This window comes from Bacteroides sp. AF20-13LB (genome assembly GCF_003603065.1).
Classification (GTDB): Bacteria; Bacteroidota; Bacteroidia; order Bacteroidales; family Bacteroidaceae; genus Bacteroides; species Bacteroides uniformis.
Genome location: NZ_QTMH01000009.1, coordinates 182,860 through 207,296, shown reverse-complemented (window position 1 = coordinate 207,296; position 24,437 = coordinate 182,860). Strand labels below are relative to the sequence as shown.

The window sequence follows — 24,437 nt, the reverse complement described above, 5'->3', positions numbered from 1 at the left end:
GTCATTTATAACGGTATGTACGGGAAAAGGAATCCTGCCGTACACAGGTAACAGAAATGGATGAACAGAAAACATTGACATTGGATTTCATCAAATCCCTGATGGAACCGGCCTATACACTAATATGGACGGACTACAATGACAATCTTGACAACCATTGCGGACTGATTCAAAAATGCCTTGACAGCAAGAGCCGCGAACATTTGTGGGAAAAGGCAGACGAGTGGTACAGCGATGCCGAATGGGAAGCTGTCCGTGAGATTATTGCGAAACTGAAAGAGGAATGTACCGTATTCCATGACTTTGACGGGGAAGCGGTCGATGACTTCTTCGATGACTTCTTCGATGAATACGAAGATGAAATCCGTGACGAGATTTACAGACGCAACGATTCGGACGTGGTGAAGGAATTGGTAAGGCACACGGACGACATTCCTATCCGTGTGGAGATGCTTTCCAACTATGACTGCATCAACTCCAACTGGTTTGAATCGCAAGGCGGTTACAGGTACGAGGAATCCTACTTCGGGGACATGGTGGACAGCCTGAACCTCAATCCGGCGAGAGTAAAGAAAATCCTGACAGAGCACGGCTACAGGGCTTACGGGCGTTTCCCGAACCGTAAGAACCGGAACGGCAAGGAGCAGGTTTCCTACGAACAATTCTACGAGGAACTTATCAATTCCTGCTGCGGGGCGAACCTGCTGACTTACATCGGCAGGGTAAGCCTGAAAGAGCTGTATGAAGCCGACTTTTCATTGAAAGAGGTCATTATCCCCAAAGGCAACTGTTGCGGACTTTTCAGTTCGACGTATGGTGGTGGAAGCCTGCTTGAAATGGAACTGAAACGGGACGTAAAGCTGAAATTGGAAGTCAAGGACTATCATGGTTTCCGCTTCCGGCTGGATGACGAACGTTCCAAATATGACTGTTCGGTCCGGCATGTATATGGGGTGGACGACTCCTTTTTCGGAGATGCGGTTCGCATTGTATCCTGATAAAATCAACTAATCAACAATCAAATCATAGAAGATTATGGAAAAATACGATGTAAAAGTAAGGTACATCTTCGAGGGTACTTATACAGTGGTGGCGGAAGACCGTGAAGAAGCGGAAAGCATGGTGGCGGAAGACTGCGGCCTGGTATTGGGCGGCAACATCCACACAACGCGGGATGACGATGAAGTGACGGACTGGAAGTTCGGTTGTCATCCGGACTTCCAGGTTCTCTCCGTAAGGCAGCGAGGCGGGAAATCCCCCATGTCGGTATTCGGAGACAGGATCGAAGAACTGCGAAAAGACATCATCGAAGCGATACGGCAGTTGCTCCATGACCATGCCATGAATGCGATACGGTTTCCGGAAGAGGATTATGATCCGGTCTGGGTGATATGGTTTGGCAAGAACGGAGCCCCCTACGAATGCAGGGTGACAGGACTCCGGGTAACGGACTGCAGCCTGACCGTCCTTGCCGAAGAGAAAGAAAGCGGTGATGAAGTGGAATGTTACAGCCCGTTCGAACTCGGAGCCAGTAACATCGACTGGCTTTCCGGAATGTATGAGGCTGTATGGCAGCAACTGGAAGAGAGCAAAGTAGAACCACAAACTGAAGAACAATGAAATATCAAGCGGAAAATGCAGTCTCCAGCTTCTTCTACTATATGTGGAACGCCTGGAGCAAGGAAGAATGCAAGGCCGTATTTGGAGATATGTACCGGCACTTCTGGGATAAATGGTCCGCATTGGCGGACAAGTCCATATTCGGTGCGGCGGAACGGTTCTTTGCCGAGTTATCGGAAAACAACCAGAAACTACTCGTGGAACGTGCCGTTGCACTCTATGACGGCAGGGCTTTCAGAAAAGAGCCGGACGATTCCGACATCCTTGTCTGTAAAGAATGCGGTTCACGGCAGTTGGAAATCCAAGCATGGATAAACGCCAATACGGATGAACGTATCAGATATGTGCATGATGACAATAACGGGCTGTGGTGCGATGGGAAATGGTGCGAAGAATGTGGCGTTCAGGTCTTTTTCTGTACTAAGGCGGAGTTCACACAAAAGATGCAGGGTTGGTGGAAGTCGTGCGGTTTTGAAACAAAGGAACAAATCACAGGGTTGAAAGTCTGTGACTCTCCGCCTTCAGAAAATACGCAGACATTCATTGATGCGGCAGACCAATGGTGGAACAGCCGGGACTACGAACATAAACGGGAAATTTACAACAGGTATAATTCTAAAAACGAATAATATGCAGATTAACATCATTGAACAGATTAGCAACTCATGCAGTTGCAGCCATATGGAAGCGCAGGAATACTTGGATTCTGAAATCCGGTACCTGCGCGAGTTGCAGGAGGCGGACGATCTGAGGGAAGATGACATCGAAATGGCGTGCAGCAACCTCGGGCTTGACCTTGACAACCAGGAATATTTTATCAACCGCCTCGCAGGGGCATAAATACCTATAGCTATGGCTTATTTTCATAACATACATTCATTGGCGGACCTGAAGAAGGAATACCGCCGTCTGGCATTGCAGCACCACCCGGACAAGGGTGGTGACACTGCCATCATGCAACAGGTGAACACCGAGTTTGAAAGGCTCTTTAAAGTCTGGAAAGACAAACCGGATGTCTCTGCCGCATCAACCGGGTATGAACATGACTATTCGGGTGCCACGGCAAAGGAATATACCGAGTACGTGTATAATGAATACCGTTGGAAAGGTCACAACTACAAAGGGCAACATGCCCCTGAAATCGTAGAACTTGTGAGAACCTGGCTAAAGGAAACCTATCCGAGATATAAGTTCTCCGTCAGACGGGAGAACTACAATTCCATTTACATCAAACTGATGAGTGCGGACTTTGAGGCGTTCACCAGGGAATCCGGCAAAGTGCAGGATCATATCAACCACTACAACATAGAGCGGAACCCCGATCTTACAGACCGTGCCAAGGAGGTGATGCTGAATGTCTGTGACTTTGTCATGTCATACAACTTCGATGACAGCGATGCGATGACGGATTATTTCCATACCAATTTCTACCTGACATTGGCTATAGGGAGTTACCGGAAGCCTTACAAGGTGGAACTGCCGAAACTTGACTGCAAGGGAAAGGACAAGCCGGAAGTGTTCAAGCATCCCGAAGGTCCGGCACACAAGGCCATCAGGCAGGCGTTGGGCACAGCCCGTTTCGATTTCATCGAACACAGGAGGCATTCCGGCGAAATGATACTCGGAGAAGACCATTACGGCTCACACGGAGAGCATTATTTCTGGCCGAAGGATTATTCAAGCGCGAAACTGGCTCAGAAACGGATCGACAAATTGGAGAAAGCCGGTATTCGGTGCAAGCTTACCGGATATAACGGCGGTTACATTCGTTTTATCGGCTACACTCCCGAAGCAGAAGCGTTACTGGAGAAGGAACGACAGGAATACATCACCGCCCATCGGCAATGGCAAACCAAACAGACAGTAATCAATTAAACTTATCAATATGGAACCGAACAATTTGAACGAATGGTGGGGCGGACAGCCCGACGGACTGAAACAGGCATTCTCTCTTTTTCCCGATGGACGGTGGAAAGAGGCGGACCTGTATTTGCGAATCAATATCCGTAATTACTGCCTCCTGAAAAAAGGAGGGCTGCTTCCCGAAGACAAGGACCGCTCGATGCTCAACGAAATTGTCTGTGAGCTGGCCGATACGGAGCTGTGCCGTGCAAATGGAAAGACACTCGAAGACATGTGCGATACGGACGGGGCTTTTCTGGAAGAGTACCAGGAACTGTTCAACCGGATATACGATGAACTGGAAATGAGAATTACGGATTATATGAACGGACAATCAAAAAAAATGTAACAATGAAAGCAAAAGTGTTCAAGTACAAGTATGACGGGAATACCGTCGTGGCTTCTTATATGGAACTGGAGCCGTATGCGAAGAATGTATATCTCTCCCTGTCGAGAAAGAACGAATACGGGAATGAAGACGATGACTGTTTCCATGTGGTCTGCCGGATTGAAAACGTTTATTTTTCCAGCGGGCAGTATTCACGCCGGTTTCTCAAGGGAGAAGGTTGCAGAGAGGAAGCCGCCACCTATTGCAGGAACTGGATTGCGGATACGCTTCAAAGTGCGGAAAGAGGAGCCTTCGTCAATTTGATCTCCGTCCGCGTGTTCGAGGCTCTCGGACTTGATACCACTTCCCTGGTGCAAGCCCGTGAGGAGTATAAAAGAATACAGGAGCAGAAACGCAGGGAGCAGAAGGAGAAAGAGGCGAAAGAGCGCAGAGTGCAGGAAGAGCAACATCAGTGGCTGCTCAATGAACAGAAACGGAAATTCCTGGACGGGGAACGGATCACGGGAGAAATGTTCCTTGAAATCACCGGAAGGGACGGTTTTGACATCCATATCAGAACCAAAGGGACATTCAATAGGCATGTGAGGGGCATTGACAGGAACGGCACCGTCAGTTTCCGGAAAATCAAGGGCTGCCGGACTCCGGACTTTACCGGATGCCATAAGGCCGTGTCCGCCTATCTGGCGTTCATTACAGAAAAAGAGGGCAAATAATTAAATCCGGAGCGGTAACGGTCTGCTCCATGCAGCTGTTACCGCTACCGGCTTCCGGCCTCACAATTCACGGTTCAGCGCCATTGCCAGCGGAAACATCAACCGGTTATAGGCTTTAAGCTTTTGCAAATTCAGCACATATCCGGCATAGGGATTGGTCAGATCGGTATAGAAGAATACATCGGTAAATCCTGCGTGTTCCTCCACGACTTCACCCTCCAACGGAATCTCCTCCACATTGAACCGCTCCAGAGGCAGTTCTTCCAGACGGGTCTGTTCCGCATTTCCCAACACATTGAGGTTACGGTTAAACAGCACGAATCCTTTCTTCCTGTAATCCACACGCATACCGTACGGACGCTCCACAAGGAAAGCATCCGCCGCTTTCTTTATATAGTTTTCCATAAAACTGAAATTAGAATTGCAAAAATACATCTTTTGTCCGGCAATGGCGAACAAATCAGGAAGAGAATCGCCACAGACCATGCAAAGCACACTACCGTGTATTTTATTTCCCACCCTGCAAAGGTAGTCCCGTGTCCGGTGTACCCTGTCAAGGTCAGGCCCCTTGCGGGGTTGGCTGAAAGAAAATCATCCTCGCCTGACGGCTGCGGTATTTTCTTTCGCCAAACCTTGCGGGTACTGCCACGGGACAGTCAGGCAGGTGAGAAATAAAAATACCGGCTCCCGGAGCCGGACATGTTTAACAGATAAAATACAATGAATCATGAAAATCCTGAATCAAGAACATTTCGAGAATGTTAAGCGTTATGCCGAATCCATCGGTGACACCTCACTCCAGAAATGCCTGGAACGGTTGAAGAGCTGGGAAGAAAATCCTGACTGTCCCAGCGAAATCTCACTCTACTATGACCATGCCCCGTACTCGTTCGGCTTCACCCAATGCTATCCCGATGGAAGGACGGGCATCGTGGGCGGCCTGCTCTATCACGGAATACCGGACCGTTCTTTCGCCGTGACACTACAGCCGTTCCATGGATGGCAGATACACACCTGATGAGAGGCAAACGACAATATTAACTTTATAAAATTCAATTCAATATGGAAACGACATTGGCAGTAATGGAAAGACAACAGCAGTTTGACTTCCAGAAAAACGGAATTGAAGTGATGAACTTCGAGACACTTCAACGCACCTATAAAGAAAATGACATCTACAACAATCCGGTGCAGGGCATCTACCATTATCAGGTCATCCGGCGCATGATGGACATCTGCGAGAAATACAATCTCGATTATGAGGTGGAAGAAATCTTCGCTGCCCAGAACAGAAACAAGACACAGCCGGGAGTGAGCATCCTCCCGCAGGTAGAACAGACACATGGCGAAAAAGCCGTGGAAGCCCATATCCTGCGCCGTATTTTCGCTACTATCCGGATCAGAGATTGGGAGACAGACGAGCTGACAACCACACTGGTCGTCGCCTACCACCAGGACGGCATACAGGCAGCCATAGGCCCCTGCGTGAAGATATGCCATAACCAGTGCATCCTCTCACCGCAGCGGAGCATCTGCAATTACGGGAAAAAGAAGGTGACAACCGATGAGCTCTTCGAAACCGTGGACGGCTGGCTGGCCAATTTCGAGGTGAACATGAACGAGGACATCGAACGGATACAGCGGTTGAAACGCAGGATTGTCCCGATGGAGGAAATCTACCTGTACATCGGCCTGCTGACAGCCTTGCGCGTTTCCCATGACAGTTCGGACAGAAACCTGTCATCCACTGTGGAAACCTACCCGTTGAACCAGAGCCAGATTTCTGTCTTCACGGAAGAGGTGCTGAAACTGGCCATGAGCAAAGGACAGATTACCGCATGGGACCTGTACAATGTAGCCACTGAAATATATAAGCCCGGGAAAACAGATTTTCCGGCTCTCATTCCGCAGAACGGAGCCATGGCGGAACTGCTGCTTTCCCGTCTCTCTGAAGAGGTGGAAGTACAGTATGCCGTTCCGATAAACTGACATGCAAGCTTCTCAAGCCAAAGAAATAAGGGAGAACCTGACAGTGATAACAACTGAAAGATTCTCCCTTTTTCATTTACTCTTCAAAAAGCAGCATGAATTCCACCTTCCTTCTCCGTTCGATGCTCGGAACCACTTTTCCTTTATAGCACCTGAAAGAGACATATTCCTTGTAAATATTGCGGTCTCCCGACTCCAGCTTCTTTAACAGACGGCTTTTCGGTCTTTTTCCATATCCTTTTAATCTGTAGGGTCCCACATTATATGAAAGGACTGCTGCCAATAAAGAATCACGCCCCAGATAACTGAACATGCGGCACAGCTTACGGAGGTCTTCCCTCAGAATGGAGTCTCCCTGCGCTTTGGAGATGCTGTTGGTAAACCTCTCCCCGGGAAGAACCTTGTGACCCCACCCGACATAAGGCCAATGCTTTTTCTCTCCATGCCAGCCCTCGAATCGCTTGACACACTCGACCGCAAGACTGAACCTGTCCGGACTTGCCTTTACCGGATTCTCCGCCCTTGAAGGCATACCCGGAAAAAAGACCGTGGCGGAAAGTACCGCAAACCATATTGCTTTTAACTTCATCATAGGCAGGACCGGCTTAGTGTCCGACAATTGTGACCGGCAATTCCTTACTATCCGCAGTCACGACGGAATCCTCGTCCTCCGTCTCGTTGTTGAAGTCAAAAGTCAATTGGTAAAGCTGTGCCGGTTCGCTGTTGTCCTCAAAATAGATGTCAATTGTCTGCTGATCTTCGCATTCAGAAGTGTAGTATAACCTGAACACCTCCCTGTCAAGGGGATAGCGGTCATTGGGCAGCAGCACCATCCCGTCATCCATGCGGAGCGTACCCTTGCCGTCCGGCTGGAAATAGCGGATGGTGTAGCGGGCATCGGAAAAATGTCCTTCACGTTTGAGTTCACAGCGTATTTCCACCGTCTCGCCTTTTACTATACGTGTGGGAACAGGCATGTTCTCCACCTTGAACGGATAAGACTGCTGTACTTCCATTTCATCAGAACAGGCGAACAACAGCAAAACCGCCAGACCCAGGAACAGGACTGCCACCATTCCGGCCAATCCTCTTTTTTTATTCATTGCATTCATATTCTATCAGATTTTAATACGTTATACTTTATTCGACACTTACAGGAACTTATGTTGCAGGTATTCATTCAGGTCCTTGTAGCCTTTATACAAAGAGGAACAATCCACCAGTTTATCCGCATAGCGTTTGCGGAGTGCCTCCAGCGTGCGCCGTCCGGCTTCATCCCGATCCAGATAACAGTTGACCCTCTCGTACCTGTCAAGAATAGGGAACGAGCGTTCCAGCAATGACACCGAGTTCAACACAAGATAGTCGTCTCCATATCCCAGACCGAGTTCCAGCCACGAAAGGCAGTCGATAAACCCCTCGAAGAGGTTGCATGTGTCCGAACCGTTATCCATCAGTGAAATGTCCTTAGGTGACAGGCTGGCCTTGAAAAACCGGTTGCGCAACTCGTATCCGTCGCTGACATTCCTGAATCCGATGGCGAAATACCGTTTCCCGTGCAAGGTATATCTGACTTCCCGACAGTTCGGTACAGCCACATCGCTGCTAATGCCGCGTTCCGCCAGATATCGGAGCAGGACTCTGTTGTATAGAGGCCCGAAGCGTACATCCGTGAAACTCTCCTTCTTGAGGAGATCCTCCCTGTCATTCTCATCAGTGCGGGAAACGGTCTTGTGCTCGGGGGCGAGGCCGCCCCATGTCTCTGTGATGAACCTGGCCTGCGCCTTGAAATCCCCGCTGCCGATAAACTCCTCGGCAAGATTGAATATGTCACCTCCCTGCCCGGTGCCGAAGTCATGCCAGATTTCCTTTCGTACATTCACCTGGAACGAGGCGGTGCGTTCCTCCCGGTACGGGGCCAGATACCAGTATTCGTCACCCCGTCTTCTTGCCGGTTCATATCCCATCCTTGCCAGAAAAGCGGCGATAGGGATAGCTTTTATCTCTTCTATAGTCATAGATGTACAGTTTTAATGGATAATGAATTTGATTCCCAATCCGAATTGGGTTGTAAACAGATCCAGGGAACTTCCCCACAAGGCACGTTCCCGGATATTGGCAAGCAGGACAATGCGGTCTGTCAGGTAAGTCTCAAGTTCCAGGGTTATCGCACCGCCATAGACAAACGCATCCTTGGCGAGCAGCGTTGAACCGTCAAACAGCATCCTGTCTCCCCAATTCACGGTTTCATAGCCGGCCAGTGCGGAACCGCCGATGGAGAGAAAGACCGTCCTGGTCGGGTCCGACAGGAATTTCAGGTAATAGCCGCCTTCTGCCGTAAACTGTGCGCAGGGCACATTCACGTTCCGGTACCCGTAATTCTTCATCAGATACTCGGCACCTATGACCCAACGGTCGGCTCTTTTGGTATATCCTGAAACGGCAAATCCGGCATAATGATTCAAGGGGGATTTCGAGCCGTTCGCAAATCCTCCGCGCAGTTCCACGCCCTTCATCCCGGGCAGATACCGCTGGGCATGTGCCCGCCCCGGGAACAGGGCAAGCGACACGGCTGTAACGAATAGGAACAGATACTTCTTCATGGCTACTTCACTTTAAGTTCGTTTATAACTCTGGCTCTCACGATATCTTCACTTTCCACGGTGAAGGTCTGGTGCCTTCCACCGCTTTTCTCGTGCATTTCCACCACCAGCACCTTGTCCGAGGGAATGGTGAATTTGTCCAGGACGAAAACGGTGCGCCCGTTCTTTTTCCCTGCGACAGTTGTTACATAGTCGTAAGCACGCAAAGGAAATATCACCTGTTCCTGGATGGCGGTACGTTTCATCACCTTCTTGTCCACAATCTTGAATGTCACGAAATCCACTTCATAAGGTACGTTGGACCGGTTTCTGATTTGTGTATGAAAGTACAGCAGCCCGTTATGGGTGTAAAGACCGCGCAGCAGGTACTGGATGCCGAACGCCTTGCTCCCGATATGCTTGATGTGCCTTTTGTTGTCCTTGTGGACAGACTTCGAGATGAGATATACCAGTTTCGGAGACTCGCTGCCGAGTTCCTTCAGGTAAATGTCAAGGGCGTTGTTGGGACGGTTCACTTCGCTTCCGTCATGGATGAAATCCTTCATCTCGATGTTCAGCAACAACGGTTCTTCCGCATACTTTACATTGAATGTATAGAAACTTCCGCTTTCGGTTATCACGGACATGTTGGTCTCCTCACGGAAATTCTTTACGGTAGCCTTTACACGGATGACATTTTCCGCACCGTCCGCCTTGCCTGCAATGAGGTTCGGCGATCCGAGGTCCACATAACGCACCGAAGACGGGAAGATGATATGCGTGGTCTTGTCGTAAGTCACTTCCAGACCGTACGGCGGTATCATCCGGTCGAAAGTGAGTTTTCGGGTCAGCCCGTGATAGAGGTCCCCGTCTTCCTCTTTTTGGGGATACACTTCCTTGACCGGTGTGATTCCTTTGTTTACTACCGCTGTACTGTCGGTTTCAGTCTGGGCAAAGGCACCCATGGTGCCCCCTGCAAGGGCAAGCATTACAAATAACTTTTTCATGTTGATTGAATTTTAATGGGTTGTCATTGATTGTCATTCTGATAAAGCATCAGGGTATAGCCGGATTTGAGATGCACCTTCTCTTCACGCATCTTCCGGGAGATGTACTGCGAGACACCCTGTATGGCACCCTTCCCGAGTTCGGAAAGCAGCTGGTCGCCTGCAGACTGGTTGGTGATGGAGATGCTCGTGCCGAGATTCTGCCCCAAATTGGCGGCAACCTCCTTGACGGCGTTTGCTTCCATGGATCCCGGAATGAAGATGCCTTCCTGTCCGTCATTGTCATACACGGCAAGTTTCACGGGGATGATGGTACCGCCATATTCCACCTGAAGGATATTGACGTGAAGCCTTTCTCCCTGTATGCGCCCTTCTCCGATGAGCAAGGAGTTTTTGGGAAGGACATGCTTTCCTACACGCATCGGTTCTTGCAGTCTCATCCTCACGCCCTGACCGCTGATTACAGTCTGGTTCCCGTGGATGCAGGCCCGTATGGTATTCCTCACGTCTTTTTCATCCCTGTGACCAATCGGGGTATGGAATTTTTCCGCCAATCTCCTTCCCGTTAATGGCACGGAATCCCGGATCGGTTGCGGCAACGATGAAACCACGGGAGTGGAGACCAGCCCGACGGGAACGGCCTTCATGTTTCCATCCCGTCCGGCTTCTTCATCCTCCGGGCGGCTGTCCATCCTTTTGCCGCCATTACCCGGCATGTACTTGGCTGCGAGCTCGTAGGACTTTTCCAAAAGTGCCACCTGTTCCTCATAACCCGGCTGTGCATTCTGTGCGGCAACCGTCTGCTTCAGTTGTTCCACCTCGGCTTTCAACGCCTCCTTTTCTGGGTCTTCCTGCGGTGACTCGTAAAAGTTGCCGAGAGTCCTGTTGATGTTATTGTAGGCGGAGACGGATGAAGAGCGGGCTTCATTCCTACTGTCACTTGCACGTGGACTGCCATCCTTGGTATCCGCATCCGATGACAATGCCACGACAGCTCCGGAGTTTTCATCCGCAACACCTGAGAAGTCTCCCAGTGTACGCATTTTTTCCGCCTGTTTGCGCTTTATGTCAGCCTGCTCATAGGCGGCAATCTTGTCTTCCTCTATGCCGGCTCCTCTCGGGTCAGGCAGTTCGGTATTGAAGCCCGCATTTTTCTCCTCCTTTTGTTTGTCCTCTTCGGACGGTGCGAAAATGAGCCACATCGCACCGAGGAAGAGAAGGAACATCCCGGCAAAAACCAGGTATTTCCTGATTTCCAGCCTCTGTTTTAATTTATTAATATCATTACTCATTTTCTTTCTGATTGAATCGGTTAAAAAACTCTTCCATCTCTTGCACCCTTTTATCCGGGAGTGTATCGGCAGGAACGATATCCGGAATGTCCAACGGGGCTATCTCAATGATGTCCCGCTGTACATCTTCCCGCCCGATGTCATAGATGGCGCGGAAAATCAGATAGAAATTTCCGAGAGCAAACAGGACAGCCAGCACGATGACTGTCAACATTCTCTTTTCCGGAGAAAGCCCGGCACACAAACCCCGAAGCTTTTCTGCAACGGTTTCCTTGATTCTTACAAACATTTGTTTCATACATTCAAAATTTTAACGGTCATACACTTTGATATCCCTGTTCTCCACCACACGGAAGGCTTCAAGGATGAAACCGTGCGGATTATTGTCGCTGCGGGTGGAGTTCAGCAGCCTGCCACGTGTGACAAGGCTGCGTTCGGTCACACTCTTCTCCCTAATAATGGAGAGTTTCGCATAGGTCACGACCTCATACGGATAGGTATTGAAATCGCACCTGACACTGTCAATCCCAATCCGCTGGCTCATGTTTCCCGAAATGATCCGGTTGTAATATCCCTGCTCTGCCAAATCCACATAATGGGCATAGGCAGAACGGTCACTGAGGAACATGGCCCGTTGGATATTACCCTCAATCGCACTCTTGTCAGGGGATAACGTAAAGAACAGTTCATGGAACCTCCTGACATGCTCCCTTGCCTCCACCGGACGGTTCTGCTCCAAGTCCTGTGAAAGGGCCAGCATCAACGACTTTCCTTCATCCAGGACATAGATCTTCTCCCGTTGCGCTTCCGCAAAACTGTAAGCCTTCCACACGGAAAAAACCACAAGTAGCGTGCATACACACAGATAGACAGTCCCGAACAGACGCAGCTGTCGGAAGCTGGTCTCGATATTCTTCAATGATTTGAATTCCATTCTGTAAATGTTTTATACTGTTATTACTTGATAAGCCTTCCGGCAATGTTTCCCACCGCTGCTCCTGCCGTACCAGCCGCCAGGGAACCGGCCTGGGATGCCCTTTGGTTCACATTCTTGAGGTAGTTGCCTGCACCGCCTCCGGCTTGCACAATCCAGTTTGATACGGTCGGTATGGTGAAATACCCGATGATGCCGATAATGAGGAAAGTGATGTAAACCGCGTTTGAACTGTCGGGGATGAAATCCGGATCGGAAAGCCGCTCGATATCCCTCTGTAGCATCAGCACCTGGATTCTCGCCAGCACACTGCTGAACAGGTCGCTGACAGGAAGCCAAAGGTAGATGCTGATATAGCGGACGAACCACTGGCTGAGAGAAGCTTGGAAACCGTCCCAGCAGGAGATGGCGAAAGAAACCGGACCGAGTATCGAAAGGACTATCAGGAAGAATGTCCTCAGCGTGTCGATGACCAGCGCCGCCGCATTGAACAGGAGTTCCAGCAGTTCCCGGAAGAAATTCTGTACGGCCCTTTTCATGTTGTACATCGCGCAGTCCACATACATCCCGCAGGCTTCTATAGCGTCAAACGCACCCAGCTCGTCCAGCCTGTTGTCAAAAGTCTCCTTGTCGACCAGATAGGCTGTCTCGGGATTCCGTTTCATCGCCTCAATCTCCAGCTTGTCCTTCTGTGCCCGGTACTCGTTCATGTCAAAGGTCTGCGACTCCAATATGGTATGGGTCCCTTTCACGACGGGCGAGAGGATGCTGTTCAGCGTACCCAGAACGAGTGTCGGAAAGAACATGATACAAAGCCCCAAAGCGAACGGACGCAAAAGCGGAAAGACATCCACAGGCTCGGCACGTGCCAGAGCCTGCCATACACGATACGCCACATAGAAAAGCGCTCCCAGACCGGCAAGGCCTCTTGCCACACCGGTCATCTTTGAGCAGAGCGGCATCATTTCCACATACAGATTCTGTAAAATCTGATGCAGGTTGTCAAAATCTATAGCCAACAATAACATAATGAAAGCGGATTAGGAATTACCAATAACGTTCGTTCGGTGAGCCGTAGAGTGCCATCACGCGGTCTAGGTCGTTCTGTTTCTTGGCGCGCAGGTAGGACACCCCGATGTTCTTGTTGGTGTAATACTGTACCAGACTGCGGTTTTGCAACATGTCGTTGTAGCAGCGGTCGATGATATCCATCCTTTCCTTGTCGTTCATGGAAAGCCCGTTCTCGTTGACCACCGTCTTCAAATCGTTCAGCAAATGGGCACTTTCTTCCAGCAGTTTGGTGTATCCCAAAGCAATCGCGCTCAGTTCTTCCGGCGTAAAATACGGGTCGCTGAGCATACGCTCGAAGCTGGTGACATAGATGTCCGTGATATCGCCCACCATCAGGATGGTCTGCTGTACCTTGCGGGCATCACGGACAAGGTTCTTGACCTTGCGAAGCCCGTCGTAATACTCCTTGCCCTGCCGGTAGATTTTCACGGTTTCCTGAAAACTATTCGCCATATTGGTGGCAGTGGAGGATGTGTGAACGATGTTCTTGGCAGCATTGATGATTCCCTGCGCCAGATTGCCCGGGTCGCTCACTACCCATTGGGCTTTCGCTGTGAGGCTGACAAGGAAGCAGCCCATGCACAGCATAAGAATTTTCTTTTTCATGATGTTTCTATTTTTAATTGTGAATAATTCTGTTAAAAGTCAGATTCCCATTTTCCGCCCTTTGGACGGCGGGTTCCGGAGGATGGTCCGTTGCGCCTGTCTCGGTCGGTTCTCTATTCCGGAATTCTCCCTCTTGCGTCTGATGGAGGCGAAGAGTTCGTCTGCATACGGCCTGCGTCCGGTCATTCTGACGAAACGGGCATCCAGCTCCCGGTAGGCTTTCTCTGCCTGACACGAGCGTTCCGTCGCGGAAACGTTCTTGTCTATGCCGTACTTGGCGAGAAAGTCAGGACTGATTTGCAGGATGTCGTGAACCACATCCGGTGAGGCCGCAATCCGTCCCAAAATCTCCAGTTCTCCATCCAGTCTTTCCAAATAGAAATCCGGCAGACGGACATCCTTGATGCTTTCCGCAGCCTTTTCCGCATTCCTGCATAGACGGCTTTCCAATATCACCCCCTCATCATATGCCGATTCCGGCCCGGAACGGTTCAGCCTGTCAAGCCTGTCATAATCATCCGCAAGCCCGTACCTGAGTGCCACATACCGTGAAGGTGGCATAAGATGCACGGCCAGGTTGCAGAGTTCCCACATGTCGCTCTCTTTCCGATGGAAGTCCAGAATCCGGACAGATGACCGCACTTCTTGCGGTGACGGACGTTCCTGCTTGCTTTCCGAATTTTCCTTCGAGTAAACATCCTGCATGAATGTGTACATGGCAAGCATTCGGTGGACAGGGACGGCTTCTTCAGGTCTGATATCCATAAGCCGGGAACCGTTCTTCTCCATGAAATAAGTATCTTTCAATGCCTCCATCAGTTCCGACCTGGCCGTTTCCGCCGTTTTTTCCGGTGTTGGGAACAGGTACGAGGCTGACAACAGGCAGGAGACTTGGGTAATCACATCCTCCGACTTCCTGTACCGCCTGACCAGTTCCGTCAGCTTCCGGTACTCTTTTTTCCGGACAAGTACCCTTGTCTGTTTCATCACTTCCGTCAACTCCTTGAGGCGCGGCTCGTCCAGATAGCGGCGCTGCTGTTCTTTTATCCATTCTTTCATTTCCATGATTCGTGATTGTTTTTCGGTTTTCATGTGATTCCAATCCCTTTCACCTGGCTCCGCTTGCTATCAGCCAACTGCCTGATGGCAAGCTCTATATTGCCTCCGAGTTTCTCCGTAAGCCGCATCAGCTCAAGTTTTTCGGTCTCTTCAGTGGTGTAGCACATATATTCTTCAAGCGACACCTCGGTGGCATAGACTGCTGACTGTGAGCCTCCGAGACCAATCCACACTTCCTTGTACTTTCGGGAAGGATTGTTTGCCATGTTGATGGAAAGTATCTGCGCCCGCTCCTTGTCGGTCAGACCGAGCAAGGTCTGGATCTCATCGAACTTGTTCATATACTTGCGCTGGTCAAGGAGAATCTTACAGTCACTATTATTAATGATGGTGCCCTTGACAATCGGAGAAGAAATGATGTCCTCCACTTCCTGGGTCACGACCACGGCCTCTCCGAAAAACTTTCGGACGGTCTTGAAAAGGTAGCGGATATAGTTGCTCATATTGGCGGATGCCAATGCCTTCCAGCACTCTTCGATAAGGATTATTTTCCGGATACCTTTCAACTTGCGCATCTTGCTGATAAAAGTCTCCATGATGATGATGGTGACAATCGGAAGTAGCACCTTGTTGTCACGGATATTGTCCAGCTCGAAGACAATAAACCGTTTGCCAAGCAAATCAAGCTGTCTGTCGGAATTCAACAGGAAGTCATACTCGCCACCCTTGTAATAAGGTTCCAACACATTCAGGAATCCCCACACGTCAAAATCCTTCTCACGGGTTCGCTTCTCTTTCAGGATATCCTGATACTCGTCACGGATAAACTCATAGAAGGTATCGAAGGAGGGTTTTATGCTGCTGTCCCTGCGGATTTTCTCCAGAAAGAGATTGACCGCATTGGATAGCGCCACCTCCTCGGCACGTGTCGGCGGCTCGTCGTCACGCTTCCACAGGGTAAGGATAAGCGTCTTGATGGATTCTTTCTTCTCGATATCGAAAATCCCGTCTTCCACGTAAAAAGGATTGAAAGCTATCGGATCTTTTTCTTCATAAGTAAAATAAATCCCGTCCTCGCCGTGTGTCCTGGCATGGATAAGGCTGCACAGTCCCTGATAGGAGTTTCCGGTATCCACCAACAGCACATGCGCACCCTGCTCGTAATACTGGCGTACCATGTGGTTGGTGAAAAAAGATTTCCCGCTGCCCGAAGGTCCGAGGATGAATTTGTTCCGGTTCGTGATTGTGCCGTTCTTCATCGGCAGGTCGGAAATATCCAGATGGACGGGTTTTCCGGTCAGGCGGTCCACCATACGGATGCCGAACGGGGAGAGCGAGTCCTTGTAGGAGGTTTCCCCGATGAACAGGCACAGGGCCTGCTCGATAAAGGTGTGGAAACTCTCCTCGGACGGGAAATCTCCGGCATTGCCGGGTATTGCCGCCCAGAAGAGGGTCGGCACATCCACCGTGTTGTGGCGCGGTTTGGCTTCCATCAACGCCAGCTGGCTGCCCACATCGTTCTTGATGCGCTTCAACTTTTCCCGGTCATCGCTCCATGCCATGACATTGCAGTGCGCACGGATGGAAACCAGCCCTTTGCTGTGTGCCTCGTTCAGGTACTCCTCAATCCATTCGCGGTTGATCTGGTTGGAACGGCTGTAACGGGAAAGCGAGTGCATGTTCCGTGCGGTCTGCTCGAATTTCCTGAGAATTTCAGCCGAATCATCAATGAAGAGATACTGGTTCACCACATGGTTGCAGGTAAGCAGGATGCCTATCGGTGCGGCAAAGGACAGCCGGCAGTCGCTCCGGTCTGTCGAGAGCCTTTCATACCGGCAATCGGTTGACACGTTCGACGGCAGGTCTTCCGGATCGGAAAGCGTATGAAGGCACAGGTAGTTGTCGCCCACCTTCATTTCTCCGGCACCGAGTGACAGATCCTGCAAGCAGGTAGCATCTTCCTGCGACATGGAAAAATACTTCTCGATGATGCCGGCGGAATTGTTGCTCCCGATGATCTCCTCATCCGTCAGGCGGATGATACGTAGCAGGCCGCTGTCGTTTACGATGCGTTCGAATTGTCCGCAGCACTCCATGAACCGGGTGACGGTTTCCTTGTCCTGCATTTCCTTGGGGATAATGAATCCCCTTGTAAGTGCATTGAAACTGCTGGTTGTCCGGCTGTGTTCCTTCGTGGTTTTCGTAAGGAACAGGTAACAGGTATGCTGCAAATACGGCCGCTCGTTGAAATGGCGTTCGAAACTGCGGCTCAGAAAGCTCAGGTCTTCCTTGCAGATATCCGGCTTATATCCCTCTTCGATGAAGAAGTCCTGCTTGTGTACGATGCTGTAGTTCGGCAAGATCTTTACCGCTTTTGCCCAGGTGGAGTGCATGGACTCGTACTCGGCACGTGTCAGCGTGAACAGTTCCGGCAGTTCCACCCGGTATGCCACGGTGATGTCCGCATCCTTGCTGATGATGCAGCCGTTCTCCACGGCCAACAGCGGAAACTTGCTTTCCAGCGTGGCTGTTTTCATTACGTTTTTCATGCTTTTCTGTTTTTAATGGTTGGAGAAAACAACCGGAGGAACTTTCTCCGGCTGATGATGTAGCGGGGATGGCTGCGCAGCGCATGGAGTTTCATAAGGCCCCATTCACCGTATTTCGAATTCATCCTGAAAGTGCCCCAGACCAGCACCGATGCGGAAACGACCCCGAAACCGATGCAGACCCACTGGTTGATACCTGCCATGTACATGACGACGAAGATTACGAACAACGCGAGCAATCCTCCCGCAAAGATGAACAGGTACTGGCTCTTGAGTCCCTTGAACTCCGGGCTGCGCCCAATCCCCTTGTTGACATTGAATTCCGCCATATTACAGGAAGAATGAGCGTAAGATGGTGGCAGCGACAATCAGGAAGATACACGCACCGAACCAGCTGGCGGCAGTCTTTGAGGTGTCCGGGTCGCCTGACGAGAACTTGGAATAGACCTTCACGCCTCCGATAAGGCCGATAACGGCACCGATAGCGTAAATCAACTTGGTGCCGGGATCGAAATACGAAGTGACCATATTGGTAGCTTCCGTAATTCCACCGATACCGTTGCCCTGGGCGGATGCCCCCATTGAAACCAGCAGCGTCATGGCTGCCAAAAAGAATCTTTTTTTCATGTGTCGAAACTTTTAATTAGTGAGACAAAAAATGATTTCGACTGCGAATATATAATGCTTAATTTATTGATTTACAAACTGTACGATATGTGACACCGTATGACATTACGTTACATCGGCAGGGAATTTTCAATCATTCAAAAAGGGTTTTCCTGGCAATATGAAACAGTAAAAACAGGATAAGGAGAAAGCGGCATTTCATTTCTTCCGGCAAAGGTAGCCCCGTGTCCTGAGAAGCCCGGCAAGGCGGCCCTGCGGGCTGGTTGCCGTGAAATAATCATCCTCGCTGCGCTTGCGGTATTTTTTCACGGCAAGCCTTGCGGGATTCCGAACCGGGGCGGAAAAGCCTTCAGGAAATAAAATACCGTTCGGTTTGAATGGATATATGTAAAACAAAAAACAGAAGATAACATGGAAACAAGAAACAATCAGACAGTGGCTTTCACGGGACACCGTAAGGAACGTATTCTGCAAGGGTTCGGAAACGATCCCCGGATACTTGCACAAATCAGGGAAGCTGTGGCTGGAATGGTAATAGAACTGTACGGGCAGGGATACAAGGAATACTACACCGGGATGGCCAGCGGATTTAATATGACTGCTGCGGAGGCGGTCTTGCAGGTCAGGGAGAGATACGAAGGTATCAAGCTCATAGCGGCAGTACCTTTTCGGAAACAGCCCTTGTGGTTTGAAGCGGAAGACCGGCTGTTGTATGCCCGTCTGTTGGAAAGGATGGACCGGGTGGTCATGGTTTCCGAGAATTACCACAAGGGATGTTACCTTCGCAGGGATGAATACATGGTGCGTAAAGCAGATACAGTCATAGCCTATTGGGATCTTGTGCCGAAAGGGGGAACATTCTACACGGTGAGCAAGGCGTTGGAAAGCGGCAAGCCGGTCATCAATCTTTATGAAAGGATGAAATAGCGGCTGTCTGTATTGGAATGGAAAAGCGAAGTGTGAAAGCCGATCGGCCTTCACACTTCGCTTCTTGTATATTATATTATCTATTCCTCAGAACCGGAAGAGAGGGCACGCTGTTTCCTCCGTTCCTCCTTCTTCGCTTTCTGTTGCTTCTTCTTGACCTCCATTTCAGCCATAATCTGCTTTAAGGGCTTGACCGTTTCCGGCTCTTCCCGTTTGAACCGCTTGAAGTAGATATCCTCGATAAACTGCGGAAGCGGGGTTTTCCACACCTCCTGCCGGTGGTTATCTATCTTGCCGAGCTTGTCGGGATTCAGACCCAATTCACGGGCCATCTGCACCTGCCTGTCTGAAAGGCGGTGACGCTTCTGCGCCACCAGCCATTTTTCTAATATCGCTTTTGTCATTGCCATCGTTCATTTTTTTTGCAAAGATAGAGTTTTTGCATTGATTTCTCTTAAATACCTATTTGTCAGCATTATCTTATAGTCCATAATATATAAGTGCCAATATTGGCAGAAATTTAATATGACGATGGAAACAAAAAGAGACAGTTTGGATATATAAATCTCCAAAAACAGGAAAAGGCACACCGATATCACATCGACATGCCTTCTGAAACTATGACAGCAAAAAGAAACAATTAAACGAATTCATCTATATCGAATGCTTCTGTCTTATTTTTTGTATTATCCATTTCTGAAATTTGTGAGTCATCACAAAGCATACTATCAATAAGATTTCCTATCTTCTTTTTAATAGCGGCTTCTTTCCGCATAATTCTGATGATTTCTTCTTCAGATAGATAGATGCGTGGGGCACGAATTGCAGGATTTCTTTTTATGCCGAAAGATTCTGCTTCTGACTTCGGCATTGCTTGTTGTTTTTTGTTTTTCACATTCGATCCCATATTTACATGTATTTATTCCAATCAATTCTAATCTGTTCCAAAGACTGTTTTGGCGTCTCTTTTCCATTTGGCATATTTTCCTTGAGCAGTTTTTCCAATTGGCTTTGAGTACTCAATTCGGTTGCAAAGAACCTGAACAGGTCTGTATCCTGAAGTTGGTACAAGGTTTCGGCTGCATTTCGGATTTTCTTTCTGTCATCCGTCCCCGAAATAAGTACATCAGCGACATTGTTCAGTTCTTCAAAAGTCAGTGCCCTTGAAAAATCCGGGTCAGGAACACACCCGTCATTTGACATAAGTTCCCGTTTTTCCGATTCTGTCAGTCCCTTTTGTGAAGAGAAACCATCTATCACATCATCCGGATCTATATCCTCATCTTCCTCTATAGGCTCTTTCTTCATAGGTTCAGAACGTGTGGGAGTTTTTCTCGCCACGTCCGGGTCTTCAAGATAGACTATTTTTGTCTTTCCGATAACTTCATTGTACTCGTCCAGTGGATTCGGCTGCGTTTCGGTTTTCTCTTCATGCCCGACTTTAAGGATATCCTTCTCCGCTTGTGCGATCCACGCTTCAGCCTTGTCCAGTCTTGCCCTATACCGGGCTTTCCTTGCTTTTTCCGCCATCCGCTTTTTGCGTGATTTCCATAACCGGATACGTGCAATACGCATATGACGAAGCTGACTATCCCAAAAATTATAAACTTTCGGACTGAAAATGAACATCCATACCTTATATAATATGTAGGTTGCCGACAGGACTTTTACTGAAAAATAAATTAATGTTGTTTCCATGACTATTGAATTTTAGGGGGTGAAAAACGGTCTTTATACATTCGGGTGATTTCCTCGATGTTGAGTTCTATATGCTCGGCGATGATGTTACTGATATAGCTCGCAATACTTACTTCGGGAGCTATCACATGGAGATAATTCTTTATCTCGTCGTACAGCTTGCGGTTCAGGTATACCTGGATGCGTCCGGGCATGGGGGTATTCACCAGATACTTCTGACGAAAGTTACTGTCACATTCGGGCATATTGCAAGGTTTGGGATTTTTCCGGGCAGTTTCTTTTTCCGTATCCTGCCTTTCATTGTTTTCCTCTTCCGGAACCTCAACCACTATGATATCCTCGTTCTCGATGGCATCAGGAATGTCACCGACCATATACCCCCTGATTTTTTCTTCATTCACTTTTACAATTTTCTTTGCCATATCTCAATTACAGGTTAAATTTTACAATCAGTTCGTTTGCCAGTTCCTGCAATCCGCTGCCTTTAAGCTGTCCTGCCGGCGGGGGAAGGAGTGAACATCGGAAATAGGTGCGGGTCCGGGATGAGAGTTCCTTGTCATAGCGACAGAGATCGGGAATCATTGAATCCAGAATTTTCAACCCCTGTTTCTTCATCAGTGCCATATAATTGTCAAGCACTTCGGTATTGCTTCTTTTCTTGACCTTGGTCCAGAACAGGAACACGTCTTTCAAGGGAATGTTCTTCCGGTTTTCCGCACACTTCATAACACTTTTGGCAAAGACAAAACTGCTGTCCATAACGAAATTGTCAGCGGCAATGGGGGTCAATACATAATCCACATTGAAAATGGTCTGCAAAACGCCGGATATGTCCATAGACCCCGGCAAATCTATGAAAACGATATCAAAATCTGCTTTTGCCGCCAACTCTCCGGCCACCTGGCGTGCATTCTCCGGCTTTGCCTGCCTGATAGGATAAATCCTGCATCCCCTGAGCCTCTGTTCCTCCAGCAACACCATGTACTTTTTGTTTATCTCCACCATCTCCATGTCCCGTTCCCTCAGATTGAACAGGCTGCGCTGGGTGGCGTCACAATCAACGATAGCCACATTCTTGCCCATCGAATAATTCAGGAGACTGGCAAGTGTTACCAACATTGTACTTTTGCCGACCCCACCTTTCTGGTTGCTGACCGCAACGAATAACGGATTCTTCTTCATAACTGAACTTTTTTAATGGTTTATTACACTATTGTTTTACTTGTCTGTTGTTTGCTTTGTGACAAGGTTTGTTAGTGATATGGTTACTTTGTGCTCACCAACCGGCAAACCGACCAACCGATAGTTATCTGCCCTAACAAAGCAAGTAAACAATTACTGCCCACCTGTTGCAACAAGTGTTTTCGCTAACCGACAATACAACGGACAGTCACTTGATTATTGGTTTGTTTTACCGTTTACGCTGCAAATAAAAGGGTATTTTTTCATACCTGCACTATGTTTTAAGGGAGGTGACGACCTGTGTCATCATTTGTCATCACGTTACATATAACCCGCTATTTTACAACAGGATAAACCGCCATAACTTTGCACCGACAACGGAACGGATACCGCTGCGGAGGTTTCCCGAAGCCGAAGAATGAGGCTGAAGGTCAAAACTTAATTTGACGAAGGAAAATTCATGTTCAAGCGAACATAGCAAGTTGTGTTTTGAGGCACCCGAAATAAATTCGGGCACTCAAAACAACTTGCCGCTCGCCTGACGGCTCGGGAGGGATTCACTCCAAAGTCGTGAATCCGGGACGGAAAATCAGAAACAGGAAACATCAATGCGTATGGAAGAAAACAGAAAGAAAAAATCGACAAAAGGTGTGGGGCGGAAGCCAAAATCCGACCCTGCCGTGCACCGTTATGTAGTACGGTTGAACTCGGAAGAAAACGGGCGTTTCAACATCCAGTTCCAGAAATCCGGATTGAAAGAACATTCAAAATTTATCAAGGCGATGCTTTTCGGACACGAAATCAAGGTGGTTAAAATCGACAAGGCAACGATGGACTACTACATCCGCCTGACCAATTTCTACCACCAGTTCCAGGGTATCGGCAACAATTACAACCAGACGGTCAAGGCGGTCAAGACCAATTTCGGGGAAAAACGGGCATATGCCCTGCTCCGAAATCTAGAAAAGGCGACCATAGACCTGGTAGTGCTGAGCAAGCGGATTATTATGCTTACCCACGAGTTTGAAGAAGCCTACCTTATCAAAAGGAAAAGGGAGGAAGGATGATATGGTGGCGAAAATCAACAGAGGCGTTTCCCTTTACGGGGCAATCGTCTATAACCAGCAGAAAGTGGATGATGCCACGGCACGTATCATTTACGAGAACCGCATGATTACCGATGTCACGGGCAATCCTGAACAGGTCATGCGGCAGACGATATGGGCGTTCGAGAATTACCTGCTTGCCAACAAGAACACGGAGAAGCCCGTACTGCACATCTCGTTAAACCCCTCATTGGATGACCGGCTGACAGACAGCCAATTTGCCGACCTCGCCAAAGAGTATATGCAGAAGATGGGATATGGCGACCAGCCCTACATCGTATATGTACACGAGGACATCAGCCGCAGGCACATCCATATCGTATCCACTTGCGTGAACGAGAAAGGGGAAAAGATTGACGATGCCTACGAGTGGAACCGCTCGATGAAAGCCTGCCGGGAACTGGAACGGAAGTTCGGCCTGAAACAGGTGGAAGACAAGCGGAAGGAACTGCTGGAACCGTATCTCAAAAAAGCGGACTACCAAAGCGGTGACGTGAAGAAACAGGTATCCAATATCGTCAAGAGCGTATTCGGTACCTACCGTTACCAGTCTTTCGGAGAATACAGCGCGTTGCTTTCCTGTTTCAATATCGAGGCGAAGCAAGTGAAAGGCGAATTTGGTGAAGTACCCTATAACGGTATCGTCTATATCATGACAGATGATACGGGAAAACCGGTATGCACACCCATCAAGTCTTCCCTTATCGGTAAACGCTACGGTTACGAAGGGTTGGAAAAACGTATCGGTTACAACGCCCGCGAGTATAAAGCAAAAAAATGGCAACCGAAGATACGGAACGAGATTACCCTTGCCATGCACGGCTGCCGTGGCAACAGAGAGGAATTTGTCCGTCTGCTTGCCGACAAAGGCATAGACGCGCTGTTCCGTGAAAACGATGAAGGACGCATCTATGGAGCGACCTTCATCGACCACAAGAACCGCGAGGTCTATAACGGCTCCCGACTTGGCAAGGAGTTCTCGGCGAATGCCTTTGAACGGCTCTTCAATAATCCTGACAACATCCCCAATGTGGATGCTCACATGCCGGACATCGGTCTGCAAAGCGGATTCTCCTCCGATATGGAAAGCGCCATCGAACAGGCTTTCGGTATATTCGCCATGGAACAGAACGGTCCCGACCCACAGGAAGAGGCTCTTGCCCGAAGACTGCAACGTAAAAAGAAGAAGAAACGCCGCTCACGCGGAATTTCCTAATTACCGAT

At 49.1% G+C, this 24,437-nt stretch carries 33 protein-coding genes; 12 read left to right on the top strand and 21 right to left on the bottom strand.

The genetic code is table 11. The features are described 5' to 3' along the window. The first annotated feature begins 56 nt into the window (after positions 1–56). From DWX62_RS12680 to DWX62_RS12650, 7 genes are read left to right on the top strand one after another with little or no spacing between them, the layout of a single operon-like run. On the top strand, positions 57–998 hold the full coding sequence (locus DWX62_RS12680; protein WP_120172915.1) for a hypothetical protein: 942 nt from the start codon (positions 57–59) through the stop codon (positions 996–998). 37 nt (positions 999–1,035) lie between these two features. Beyond that, positions 1,036–1,620 carry a hypothetical protein gene (locus tag DWX62_RS12675; protein ID WP_106624703.1) on the top strand — a complete coding sequence of 195 codons (585 nt, stop codon included), beginning with the start codon at positions 1,036–1,038 and terminating at the stop codon, positions 1,618–1,620. Continuing rightward, positions 1,617–2,249 (top strand): hypothetical protein, encoded by a 633-nt coding sequence (locus DWX62_RS12670; protein ID WP_106624702.1) that lies wholly within the window; start codon positions 1,617–1,619, stop codon positions 2,247–2,249. The genes DWX62_RS12675 and DWX62_RS12670 overlap by 4 nt, the downstream gene beginning before the upstream one ends. A gap of 1 nt (position 2,250) precedes the next feature. Beyond that, a complete protein-coding gene (locus DWX62_RS12665; RefSeq protein WP_005647134.1) occupies positions 2,251–2,460 on the top strand; it encodes a hypothetical protein in 210 nt (69 codons plus the stop codon). Positions 2,461–2,472: 12 nt separating this feature from the next. Then, positions 2,473–3,495 (top strand): LPD29 domain-containing protein, encoded by a 1,023-nt coding sequence (locus tag DWX62_RS12660; RefSeq protein WP_106624701.1) that lies wholly within the window; start codon positions 2,473–2,475, stop codon positions 3,493–3,495. 10 nt (positions 3,496–3,505) lie between these two features. Continuing rightward, on the top strand, positions 3,506–3,871 hold the full coding sequence (locus DWX62_RS12655; protein WP_009276379.1) for a hypothetical protein: 366 nt from the start codon (positions 3,506–3,508) through the stop codon (positions 3,869–3,871). 2 nt (positions 3,872–3,873) lie between these two features. Further along, positions 3,874–4,584: a hypothetical protein gene (locus tag DWX62_RS12650; RefSeq protein ID WP_120172914.1), complete on the top strand. Its 711-nt coding sequence runs from the start codon at positions 3,874–3,876 to the stop codon at positions 4,582–4,584. Positions 4,585–4,644: 60 nt separating this feature from the next. Here the strand turns inward: DWX62_RS12650 and DWX62_RS12645 are convergent, their stop codons facing one another. Next, positions 4,645–4,989, bottom strand: coding sequence for a hypothetical protein (locus DWX62_RS12645; RefSeq protein WP_005647127.1), 345 nt, complete (start codon positions 4,987–4,989; stop codon positions 4,645–4,647). A 322-nt stretch (positions 4,990–5,311) separates the two neighbouring features. On the opposite strand from DWX62_RS12645, the gene DWX62_RS12640 reads away from it, so the two are divergent. Continuing rightward, complete coding sequence (locus tag DWX62_RS12640) at positions 5,312–5,602, top strand: DUF4120 family protein (RefSeq protein ID WP_009276381.1); 291 nt, start codon at positions 5,312–5,314, stop codon at positions 5,600–5,602. A gap of 44 nt (positions 5,603–5,646) precedes the next feature. Next, a complete protein-coding gene (locus tag DWX62_RS12635; protein WP_009276382.1) occupies positions 5,647–6,573 on the top strand; it encodes a hypothetical protein in 927 nt (308 codons plus the stop codon). A gap of 76 nt (positions 6,574–6,649) precedes the next feature. On the opposite strand, the gene DWX62_RS12630 is transcribed toward DWX62_RS12635, so the two are convergent. From DWX62_RS12630 to DWX62_RS22135, 15 genes are all read right to left on the bottom strand, one after another. Then, positions 6,650–7,165 (bottom strand): lysozyme, encoded by a 516-nt coding sequence (locus tag DWX62_RS12630; protein ID WP_008779475.1) that lies wholly within the window; start codon positions 7,163–7,165, stop codon positions 6,650–6,652. Positions 7,166–7,178: 13 nt separating this feature from the next. Next, complete coding sequence (locus DWX62_RS12625; RefSeq protein ID WP_009276383.1) at positions 7,179–7,685, bottom strand: DUF3872 domain-containing protein; 507 nt, start codon at positions 7,683–7,685, stop codon at positions 7,179–7,181. A gap of 39 nt (positions 7,686–7,724) precedes the next feature. Then, a complete protein-coding gene (locus DWX62_RS12620; protein WP_120172913.1) occupies positions 7,725–8,591 on the bottom strand; it encodes a toprim domain-containing protein in 867 nt (288 codons plus the stop codon). Between the two features lie 12 nt (positions 8,592–8,603). Further along, positions 8,604–9,176: a conjugal transfer protein TraO gene (locus DWX62_RS12615; RefSeq protein ID WP_009276385.1), complete on the bottom strand. Its 573-nt coding sequence runs from the start codon at positions 9,174–9,176 to the stop codon at positions 8,604–8,606. A 2-nt stretch (positions 9,177–9,178) separates the two neighbouring features. Continuing rightward, positions 9,179–10,162, bottom strand: coding sequence for a conjugative transposon protein TraN (traN, locus tag DWX62_RS12610; RefSeq protein ID WP_120172912.1), 984 nt, complete (start codon positions 10,160–10,162; stop codon positions 9,179–9,181). 23 nt (positions 10,163–10,185) lie between these two features. After that, positions 10,186–11,454 carry a conjugative transposon protein TraM gene (gene traM, locus DWX62_RS12605; RefSeq protein WP_009276387.1) on the bottom strand — a complete coding sequence of 423 codons (1,269 nt, stop codon included), beginning with the start codon at positions 11,452–11,454 and terminating at the stop codon, positions 10,186–10,188. Next, on the bottom strand, positions 11,447–11,752 hold the full coding sequence (locus DWX62_RS12600) for a TraL conjugative transposon family protein (protein WP_005644331.1): 306 nt from the start codon (positions 11,750–11,752) through the stop codon (positions 11,447–11,449). Before DWX62_RS12600 ends, traM begins: the two co-directional genes overlap by 8 nt. 12 nt (positions 11,753–11,764) lie before the next feature. Next, positions 11,765–12,388: a conjugative transposon protein TraK gene (gene traK, locus DWX62_RS12595; protein ID WP_120172911.1), complete on the bottom strand. Its 624-nt coding sequence runs from the start codon at positions 12,386–12,388 to the stop codon at positions 11,765–11,767. A 23-nt stretch (positions 12,389–12,411) separates the two neighbouring features. Continuing rightward, entirely contained in the window at positions 12,412–13,416 is a 1,005-nt protein-coding gene (traJ, locus tag DWX62_RS12590) for a conjugative transposon protein TraJ (protein WP_120172910.1), read from the bottom strand. Between the two features lie 19 nt (positions 13,417–13,435). Next, positions 13,436–14,065 carry a DUF4141 domain-containing protein gene (locus DWX62_RS12585; RefSeq protein WP_005644326.1) on the bottom strand — a complete coding sequence of 210 codons (630 nt, stop codon included), beginning with the start codon at positions 14,063–14,065 and terminating at the stop codon, positions 13,436–13,438. A gap of 39 nt (positions 14,066–14,104) precedes the next feature. Then, entirely contained in the window at positions 14,105–15,130 is a 1,026-nt protein-coding gene (locus DWX62_RS12580; protein ID WP_243636273.1) for a hypothetical protein, read from the bottom strand. A gap of 23 nt (positions 15,131–15,153) precedes the next feature. Next, the gene (locus DWX62_RS12575) at positions 15,154–17,673 is read right to left on the bottom strand and encodes a TraG family conjugative transposon ATPase (RefSeq protein WP_009276389.1); all 2,520 of its coding nucleotides are present in this window, start codon (positions 17,671–17,673) and stop codon (positions 15,154–15,156) included. Next, a complete protein-coding gene (locus tag DWX62_RS12570) occupies positions 17,670–18,002 on the bottom strand; it encodes a DUF4133 domain-containing protein (RefSeq protein ID WP_009276390.1) in 333 nt (110 codons plus the stop codon). Before DWX62_RS12570 ends, DWX62_RS12575 begins: the two co-directional genes overlap by 4 nt. A 1-nt stretch (position 18,003) precedes the next feature. Further along, positions 18,004–18,300, bottom strand: coding sequence for a DUF4134 domain-containing protein (locus DWX62_RS12565; RefSeq protein WP_004310646.1), 297 nt, complete (start codon positions 18,298–18,300; stop codon positions 18,004–18,006). A gap of 198 nt (positions 18,301–18,498) precedes the next feature. After that, positions 18,499–18,696 carry a hypothetical protein gene (locus DWX62_RS22135; RefSeq protein ID WP_117616063.1) on the bottom strand — a complete coding sequence of 66 codons (198 nt, stop codon included), beginning with the start codon at positions 18,694–18,696 and terminating at the stop codon, positions 18,499–18,501. A 15-nt stretch (positions 18,697–18,711) separates the two neighbouring features. On the opposite strand from DWX62_RS22135, the gene DWX62_RS12560 reads away from it, so the two are divergent. Then, complete coding sequence (locus DWX62_RS12560; RefSeq protein WP_009276391.1) at positions 18,712–19,227, top strand: SLOG family protein; 516 nt, start codon at positions 18,712–18,714, stop codon at positions 19,225–19,227. 80 nt (positions 19,228–19,307) lie between these two features. Here the strand turns inward: DWX62_RS12560 and DWX62_RS12555 are convergent, their stop codons facing one another. From DWX62_RS12555 to DWX62_RS12535, 5 genes are all read right to left on the bottom strand, one after another. Further along, positions 19,308–19,637 carry a hypothetical protein gene (locus tag DWX62_RS12555; RefSeq protein ID WP_008779479.1) on the bottom strand — a complete coding sequence of 110 codons (330 nt, stop codon included), beginning with the start codon at positions 19,635–19,637 and terminating at the stop codon, positions 19,308–19,310. 230 nt (positions 19,638–19,867) lie between these two features. Beyond that, a complete protein-coding gene (locus DWX62_RS12550) occupies positions 19,868–20,134 on the bottom strand; it encodes a hypothetical protein (protein WP_005644305.1) in 267 nt (88 codons plus the stop codon). Between the two features lie 2 nt (positions 20,135–20,136). Further along, positions 20,137–20,925 carry a DUF4122 family protein gene (locus tag DWX62_RS12545; RefSeq protein ID WP_005644304.1) on the bottom strand — a complete coding sequence of 263 codons (789 nt, stop codon included), beginning with the start codon at positions 20,923–20,925 and terminating at the stop codon, positions 20,137–20,139. Positions 20,926–20,927: 2 nt separating this feature from the next. Next, complete coding sequence (locus tag DWX62_RS12540; RefSeq protein ID WP_005644303.1) at positions 20,928–21,347, bottom strand: DUF3408 domain-containing protein; 420 nt, start codon at positions 21,345–21,347, stop codon at positions 20,928–20,930. A 7-nt stretch (positions 21,348–21,354) separates the two neighbouring features. Further along, entirely contained in the window at positions 21,355–22,107 is a 753-nt protein-coding gene (locus DWX62_RS12535; protein ID WP_005644302.1) for a ParA family protein, read from the bottom strand. A 608-nt stretch (positions 22,108–22,715) separates the two neighbouring features. Between DWX62_RS12535 and mobA the strand changes: the two genes are divergently transcribed. Both mobA and mobB read left to right on the top strand, forming a co-directional pair. Further along, the gene (mobA, locus tag DWX62_RS12530) at positions 22,716–23,174 is read left to right on the top strand and encodes a conjugal transfer protein MobA (protein WP_005644301.1); all 459 of its coding nucleotides are present in this window, start codon (positions 22,716–22,718) and stop codon (positions 23,172–23,174) included. A gap of 1 nt (position 23,175) precedes the next feature. Then, positions 23,176–24,429 (top strand): conjugal transfer protein MobB, encoded by a 1,254-nt coding sequence (gene mobB / locus DWX62_RS12525; RefSeq protein WP_005644299.1) that lies wholly within the window; start codon positions 23,176–23,178, stop codon positions 24,427–24,429. The last annotated feature ends 8 nt before the right edge of the window (positions 24,430–24,437 follow it).

Excerpts from the sequence above, each read along its gene's own strand:
- DWX62_RS12680 (WP_120172915.1), top strand. The coding sequence starts at position 57 with ATGGATGAACAGAAAACATTGACATTGGATTTCATCAAATCCCTGATG.
- DWX62_RS12675 (WP_106624703.1), top strand. The coding sequence starts at position 1,036 with ATGGAAAAATACGATGTAAAAGTAAGGTACATCTTCGAGGGTACTTAT.
- DWX62_RS12670 (WP_106624702.1), top strand. The coding sequence starts at position 1,617 with ATGAAATATCAAGCGGAAAATGCAGTCTCCAGCTTCTTCTACTATATG.
- DWX62_RS12665 (WP_005647134.1), top strand. The coding sequence starts at position 2,251 with ATGCAGATTAACATCATTGAACAGATTAGCAACTCATGCAGTTGCAGC.
- DWX62_RS12660 (WP_106624701.1), top strand. The coding sequence starts at position 2,473 with ATGGCTTATTTTCATAACATACATTCATTGGCGGACCTGAAGAAGGAA.
- DWX62_RS12655 (WP_009276379.1), top strand. The coding sequence starts at position 3,506 with ATGGAACCGAACAATTTGAACGAATGGTGGGGCGGACAGCCCGACGGA.
- DWX62_RS12650 (WP_120172914.1), top strand. The coding sequence starts at position 3,874 with ATGAAAGCAAAAGTGTTCAAGTACAAGTATGACGGGAATACCGTCGTG.
- DWX62_RS12645 (WP_005647127.1), bottom strand. The coding sequence starts at position 4,989 with ATGGAAAACTATATAAAGAAAGCGGCGGATGCTTTCCTTGTGGAGCGT.
- DWX62_RS12640 (WP_009276381.1), top strand. The coding sequence starts at position 5,312 with ATGAAAATCCTGAATCAAGAACATTTCGAGAATGTTAAGCGTTATGCC.
- DWX62_RS12635 (WP_009276382.1), top strand. The coding sequence starts at position 5,647 with ATGGAAACGACATTGGCAGTAATGGAAAGACAACAGCAGTTTGACTTC.
- DWX62_RS12630 (WP_008779475.1), bottom strand. The coding sequence starts at position 7,165 with ATGATGAAGTTAAAAGCAATATGGTTTGCGGTACTTTCCGCCACGGTC.
- DWX62_RS12625 (WP_009276383.1), bottom strand. The coding sequence starts at position 7,685 with ATGAATGCAATGAATAAAAAAAGAGGATTGGCCGGAATGGTGGCAGTC.
- DWX62_RS12620 (WP_120172913.1), bottom strand. The coding sequence starts at position 8,591 with ATGACTATAGAAGAGATAAAAGCTATCCCTATCGCCGCTTTTCTGGCA.
- DWX62_RS12615 (WP_009276385.1), bottom strand. The coding sequence starts at position 9,176 with ATGAAGAAGTATCTGTTCCTATTCGTTACAGCCGTGTCGCTTGCCCTG.
- traN (WP_120172912.1), bottom strand. The coding sequence starts at position 10,162 with ATGAAAAAGTTATTTGTAATGCTTGCCCTTGCAGGGGGCACCATGGGT.
- traM (WP_009276387.1), bottom strand. The coding sequence starts at position 11,454 with ATGAGTAATGATATTAATAAATTAAAACAGAGGCTGGAAATCAGGAAA.
- DWX62_RS12600 (WP_005644331.1), bottom strand. The coding sequence starts at position 11,752 with ATGAAACAAATGTTTGTAAGAATCAAGGAAACCGTTGCAGAAAAGCTT.
- traK (WP_120172911.1), bottom strand. The coding sequence starts at position 12,388 with ATGGAATTCAAATCATTGAAGAATATCGAGACCAGCTTCCGACAGCTG.
- traJ (WP_120172910.1), bottom strand. The coding sequence starts at position 13,416 with ATGTTATTGTTGGCTATAGATTTTGACAACCTGCATCAGATTTTACAG.
- DWX62_RS12585 (WP_005644326.1), bottom strand. The coding sequence starts at position 14,065 with ATGAAAAAGAAAATTCTTATGCTGTGCATGGGCTGCTTCCTTGTCAGC.
- DWX62_RS12580 (WP_243636273.1), bottom strand. The coding sequence starts at position 15,130 with ATGGAAATGAAAGAATGGATAAAAGAACAGCAGCGCCGCTATCTGGAC.
- DWX62_RS12575 (WP_009276389.1), bottom strand. The coding sequence starts at position 17,673 with ATGAAAAACGTAATGAAAACAGCCACGCTGGAAAGCAAGTTTCCGCTG.
- DWX62_RS12570 (WP_009276390.1), bottom strand. The coding sequence starts at position 18,002 with ATGGCGGAATTCAATGTCAACAAGGGGATTGGGCGCAGCCCGGAGTTC.
- DWX62_RS12565 (WP_004310646.1), bottom strand. The coding sequence starts at position 18,300 with ATGAAAAAAAGATTCTTTTTGGCAGCCATGACGCTGCTGGTTTCAATG.
- DWX62_RS12560 (WP_009276391.1), top strand. The coding sequence starts at position 18,712 with ATGGAAACAAGAAACAATCAGACAGTGGCTTTCACGGGACACCGTAAG.
- DWX62_RS12555 (WP_008779479.1), bottom strand. The coding sequence starts at position 19,637 with ATGGCAATGACAAAAGCGATATTAGAAAAATGGCTGGTGGCGCAGAAG.
- DWX62_RS12550 (WP_005644305.1), bottom strand. The coding sequence starts at position 20,134 with ATGGGATCGAATGTGAAAAACAAAAAACAACAAGCAATGCCGAAGTCA.
- DWX62_RS12545 (WP_005644304.1), bottom strand. The coding sequence starts at position 20,925 with ATGGAAACAACATTAATTTATTTTTCAGTAAAAGTCCTGTCGGCAACC.
- DWX62_RS12540 (WP_005644303.1), bottom strand. The coding sequence starts at position 21,347 with ATGGCAAAGAAAATTGTAAAAGTGAATGAAGAAAAAATCAGGGGGTAT.
- DWX62_RS12535 (WP_005644302.1), bottom strand. The coding sequence starts at position 22,107 with ATGAAGAAGAATCCGTTATTCGTTGCGGTCAGCAACCAGAAAGGTGGG.
- mobA (WP_005644301.1), top strand. The coding sequence starts at position 22,716 with ATGCGTATGGAAGAAAACAGAAAGAAAAAATCGACAAAAGGTGTGGGG.
- mobB (WP_005644299.1), top strand. The coding sequence starts at position 23,176 with ATGGTGGCGAAAATCAACAGAGGCGTTTCCCTTTACGGGGCAATCGTC.